The 4,335-nt window shown below is 41.1% G+C and carries 5 protein-coding genes; all 5 read right to left on the bottom strand.

The features are described 5' to 3' along the window. Window positions 1-203: 203 nt before the first annotated feature. Window positions 204-434, bottom strand: a complete 231-nt coding sequence (locus tag AC805_RS13085; RefSeq protein WP_055075845.1) for a phycobilisome linker polypeptide — start codon at window positions 432-434, stop codon at window positions 204-206. A 32-nt stretch (window positions 435-466) separates the two neighbouring features. Further along, window positions 467-1,336 (bottom strand): phycobilisome linker polypeptide, encoded by an 870-nt coding sequence (locus AC805_RS13080; RefSeq protein ID WP_055075844.1) that lies wholly within the window; start codon window positions 1,334-1,336, stop codon window positions 467-469. A 174-nt stretch (window positions 1,337-1,510) separates the two neighbouring features. After that, window positions 1,511-2,329, bottom strand: coding sequence for a phycobilisome linker polypeptide (locus AC805_RS13075; RefSeq protein WP_055075843.1), 819 nt, complete (start codon window positions 2,327-2,329; stop codon window positions 1,511-1,513). 277 nt (window positions 2,330-2,606) lie between these two features. Continuing rightward, window positions 2,607-3,095: a phycocyanin subunit alpha gene (gene cpcA / locus AC805_RS13070; protein ID WP_009625585.1), complete on the bottom strand. Its 489-nt coding sequence runs from the start codon at window positions 3,093-3,095 to the stop codon at window positions 2,607-2,609. Window positions 3,096-3,185: 90 nt separating this feature from the next. Then, window positions 3,186-3,707, bottom strand: coding sequence for a phycocyanin subunit beta (locus AC805_RS13065; RefSeq protein WP_009625584.1), 522 nt, complete (start codon window positions 3,705-3,707; stop codon window positions 3,186-3,188). Window positions 3,708-4,335: the final 628 nt, after the last annotated feature.

The raw sequence follows: 4,335 nt of genomic DNA, 5'->3' as shown, positions 1-4,335 counted from the left end.
TATAGATAATTCAAATAAAAACTACAGCTTCGACTTCGCTCAGCTAGCTTACACCGAGGGCTGAGCGAAGTCGAAGCCCGTCTACAAGTTATTTAAAACGACTATACTTAGGAAAAAGCAGGTGGTATGGGTGAGATACATAGTCCTAAAAAAGCAGATGGAGAGCTTGGTGCTCCATCTGCTTTTTTAGACTTATAGGATAATTATTCGCCTGCGGACAAATGATTGTTAAGAGGACGAATGCTTACGATCGTGCCGCCTAGACGCGTAATTGTACGCATCTTCTCGTTCATGCGATTGTAAGGAACTTGCATAAAAATGTTGCTGCTCGTACGAATAGCGTGGCTGCTATTTTCGGTTTCTTGATTTTGGCGCAAACCAGACACTTCGTAGATAAAGAAGCGATTATCTGTGGTTGAGGTAGAAGATATCATAAAAATAGATTTGCCGTATAAAAGTTTTACAACTACTGAGCGATGGTTACACTGGCGACTTTGCCACCCATTTTATTGATGCGTTGCAATGTGCTAGATAGCTGCTCATAGGAGACGATATACTCGCGGTTACTGCGACGGACTTTAGGGTATCCAGGAGCGGCAACTGCGGCAACTTCGATGCGATAAAGACGATCAGTAGAACCAGTAGAGGAACGACCAAAGGCGCGACTTGTCATTGTACCTTTCAAGGATGGACGGTATGCCCAGCCTTCGTTACCACCAGATGCACCAACGATCGCAGAAGCGCTATTTTGAGCAAGTTCGGCTGCCAATCTTGAGTTATTTCCTTCGATTTGAGCGCGATCGCTATTAGCGTATCCACGATAGAGACGAAACATTCTGGTAAAACCAGTAGTTTGATCGCCTGCTTTAGTTTCAAAGCCACGATAGTAAGGTACTACCGCATCGCCAAAACTAGCTTCGTATTCATCAGAATCAATATAAGAATCAATATCTGCATCGAAACCTTCATTTTGATAGCGATCGAGGTGTTCGATTACTTCTGCTTCACTATAGGGAGCACGACCCAATAGATGCTTAAAGTTCAACTCGATTACGCGAGTATGAAAGTTAGGATAGAGAAACTTAGTTTTATATAGCTCAGACTTAGCGACAGCACGGACAAAATCACGCACTGTAATTTGACCATTGGTCAACAAAGATTCCAGAGCAACCAAGCGCTCAGCTGCCATGACATAGTCATTGCCTAATACATGGCGATAAACCGCGCTAATCACAATTTGAGCATCTTCGGCTGAAAAGTTAGGACGAAGTTCAGTTGGACTCGCATTGATGTAAGCAGTAGTCCCTAAACGGGAAGCAGCATTTGTAATTGCCACAGATTATTCTCCTTGAATATGTTTAGTTAATTAAGCCTACATGCTCAGTTTATCTCCCTATCAGAATAGAAAAAATAAATTAATTAATTTTTCCTATTCTGAATCTAGGGAGAATCGACTAAGTGAAATCGACTAAATAAAATCGACTAAGTAAAGAGGAAACAAGCGATCGCTTTAAGCAAGAGAAATTTGCGTAATACGGCTACCGCGCTTGTTCAGCCTCTGTAGAGTGGGGGAAAGTTGGTCGTAGGATACCAAATATTCCGTAACGCTACGACGAATTTGGGTAGTCCGACCGCGATCGCTTTGAATCGCAGTTACCCGATAAAGCTGTCCGCGATCGTCACCAGCATTACCAGCCAGACCTTGACCAAAATGAGGAGTACGAATGGGATTAGCCACGTTACGAGCTAAATCTTCACTCAACCAAGTAGATTTGTTTTTCCCTTGGGCGCGATCGCTGTTAGCATAACCACGATACAGTTGAAACATACGGTTAAAGCCGACATTCTTCTGACCGCGTTGCGTTGCGAAGCCACGATAGTAAGGAACGATCGCTTCTCCAAAATTCTCTTGATACTCATCAGAATCAATATAAGAATTGATTTCTGCTTCATACCCTTCTTCGATATAGCGATTTACATGTTCCGTAATTTCCGCTTCATCATTAGGAGCGCGACCCAATAGATGCTTAAAGTTCAATTCAATAAAGCGAACCTGTGGAGTCGAGGAAAAGAACTTATTCCGATACAACTCCGACTGAGCCAAAGCTCTTACAAACTCACGGACAGATAAATTGCCACTGGCAAGTAGTGACTCAGCACTAGTTAGACGCTCCGACAGCATCAAATGATCATTACCAAAAATCTGCCGATTAGCAGCAGCGATCACGGTAACAACATCTGCACCTGTCCAATTTGAACGCAACTCCACAGGAGATGCATTCACATAGGGTTCAAAACCCAAACGAGTTGCTGCCATAGAACTTGTCATATCTAAGCTCCTCAATAGTTTTTAAATAATCTTTGAAAATTTTTTAATTCTGTATCGAAATTTTCAAGCTGTTCCAGACAACTTGAAAACTGAAAATACTATATCGGTCTTGATTTATAGGACACCAATTGACCCAGACAAAGGAAAAGCACAATGCAACGCACAGAGCTTCTATCGCTATAGAAAAGACAAAGACGGTAAGCACAGCCCCGTGGGGGCGGACTTACCGTCTTCGGGGTTTTCCTGATTCTCTATTTCTGAATTAGGAGGAAAAACCTTAGCTCAAGGCATTGATTGCGTAATCAATGTAGGAATTAGCTTCTAAAGCTGCGTCGCCGCTCAAGCCATGATTAGCCTTAACGTACTTCAAAGCTTCAATGTACCAGCTAGGAGAAAGGTCGAATGCACGGTTGATTTCGGTCAAACCGCTGACGAGGTAATCATCCAAAGGACCAGTGCTACCTGCAACTAGGCTGTAGGTGACCAAACGGATGTAGTAGCCGATGTCACGAACGCACTTAGCTTTACCACGAGGGGTAGAAGCAAAGTTGTTGCCTTGTTGTTGGGTGGTGTAAGGATATTTCTGATACACAGCGTTTGCTGCACCTTCAGCCAAGCTAGAAGCCTTAGCGCTGATTGCTTTAGCTGCATCAAGGCTAGCAGCGGCGGTGCGTAGACGACCAAATGCTGCTTGAAATTCAGGAACTCCAAGATAACGACCTTGAGAATCTGCTGTAGAAACTGCTTCGGTTAAAGGGGTTTTCATGCTCAATGTACCTCTGAAAATTTATATGGATGTTGTGAAATTTCGAGAAAAAGAAAATATTGCAAAAAATATTCTGAGAGAATTTCAGGCTTAGCCTACTGCTGCTGCTGCTTTGTCAAAGTAGCTAGCTACTTCTGCGATAAGAGCGCTGCAATCACCACGGGTTACGCCGTTTGGATCGTTAGCGATCGCGATCGCTGCATCTTTCATCTTTTCGATACCAACAGCTACAGATCCACCAGGTACGCCCAATGCGCTGTAGGTTTCACGTAGACCATTGAGGCAGCGATCTTCCAAAATGCTGGCATCGCCAGTGAAGATTGCATAGGTGACATAGCGAAGGATGATGTCCATGTCGCGAATACAAGCAGCGATACGACGGTGGGTGTAAGCATTTCCACCAGGAGCGATCAATTGAGGCTGATCGTCAAATAGAGAGCGAGCAGCATTGGTAACAATTGCAGAAGAGTTAGATGTGATGCGGTTAACTACATCTAAACGCTTGGTGCCATCTGCAACTACTTGCTTCAACGCATCAATTTGTGAATCAGCAATATAAGCTCCACGAGTATCTGCCTGAGCAACTACCTTAGTAAAAACATCTAAAGCCATTTAAAGAATCTCCTTTTTTAAATGATGTATAAATCGCGAATCGTTCCTAGCTAAATCTTTTTCTTAGGTATTGATTAATGCAAATACCCAATACAAAAGACTCTAAGCATCATTGACTAAAGCGATAAAGACTAAAGCGATAAATCAACTTCGATCAATTTACTTAATGGAACTAGTTAAGTCTAATTAAGGCTGATTAAGCAGGTTAATTAAATCTTTTTTAGTTCCGTAGCTTTTGGATAAAGCGATTAAAACAACTAATTTGTGCAGATTTTGTGCAAATCAAGAAGCAGCAAATATGTAGTTAAGTAAAGAAAATTTAGTTTTCCTGTAAACCTTATCAGCCAATTGATATAGGCTTTTCTACCTAATCAATTATTGTTAAGCTTTCTTTGCATTCGATCTTATTTCTTTATATAAAGTTTAATAACAAAGTAATTTTTTGAGCCATTTTAATTTATTAAAGGAGTTACCTAATGTCCAAAACTTGCCAAAGATTAATTATCTTCATCGTTTTTAATTTATTAATTTATTAATTTATTAATTTTCACAAACAATCTATTAACAATTTTAAATCTAAATAAATATTTGTTAAGCATTTTGTAGACTATTACCATCAATCAAGGAG

The organism is Pseudanabaena sp. 'Roaring Creek', from assembly GCF_001402795.1.
Lineage (GTDB): Bacteria > Cyanobacteriota > Cyanobacteriia > Pseudanabaenales > Pseudanabaenaceae > Pseudanabaena.
Note: the sequence above shows the minus strand (reverse complement) of the source record. Positions and strands in the feature narration are given on the sequence as shown.